Genomic DNA, 703 nt, shown 5'->3' on the forward strand with positions numbered 1-703 from the left:
CGATGGGTGATGAAAAAACGAGCGTTAACCGATATCCCGCAACAGATCCTCAAGACTGCCGTGATAAAAAAACACGTGCCATTCATCCTGAATGCGCAGATAAGGGGGACGGGACGACATTGTATTGCCGTCCAGACGGGTTAAATCATATTTGTCAACCAGCCCGTTAATCGCCTCAAAAGGACGGATACCGTTTATCCGCAGAGACTCGGCGGTATCGGTTTCACACAAGGCGGTATCATTCAGGCTGAGACCAAAATGGCGTTTCAGTAAACAGGCAGCAATGACCTGCCAGACCGTGAATTGCAGGGGTTCCATGAGCACACCGTCCTTAAAAAATTACGCCTTCACGCAAGTACCCTGCCGGAGAATATCGTTCACCTCACGGCATTGCCGGTAACGGGATGACACCAGATGCAGCGACAATAACTGTGCTTTCTGCCACAGCATGCAGGCATCTGAGTAATTCTCCCAGCCCTGTTCGGCAACCGCAGCATGGCACAACCGTTGCCGCTGCTTTTCCAGTGACAGGCGTTCCGACGCCAGTGTGACCGGCTGCGCCCAGGCAATACCGGCATCAAACCGGCCGCCGAGCACTTTCCGTCCATGACGGTCATAAATCATGACGGTCTGGGGAATAAAACCGGATAACCCGCCATCCGGTACAGGCCAGTCACCCGCCAGATGCAGCGTTTCCAATTTC

Annotated in this window: 2 protein-coding genes; both read right to left on the bottom strand. The window is 53.3% G+C overall.

The window, feature by feature from the left end:
• Positions 1-24: 24 nt before the first annotated feature.
• Positions 25-318: a TA system toxin CbtA family protein gene (locus PSI17_RS17185; RefSeq protein ID WP_273553108.1), complete on the bottom strand. Its 294-nt coding sequence runs from the start codon at positions 316-318 to the stop codon at positions 25-27.
• Positions 319-339: 21 nt separating this feature from the next.
• Positions 340-703, bottom strand: a 364-nt coding sequence (locus PSI17_RS17190) for a hypothetical protein (RefSeq protein WP_273553109.1), incomplete at its 5' end; no start/stop codon positions are given.

The sequence above is a fragment of the Xenorhabdus sp. IM139775 genome (assembly GCF_028598745.1).
Classification (GTDB): Bacteria; Pseudomonadota; Gammaproteobacteria; order Enterobacterales; family Enterobacteriaceae; genus Xenorhabdus.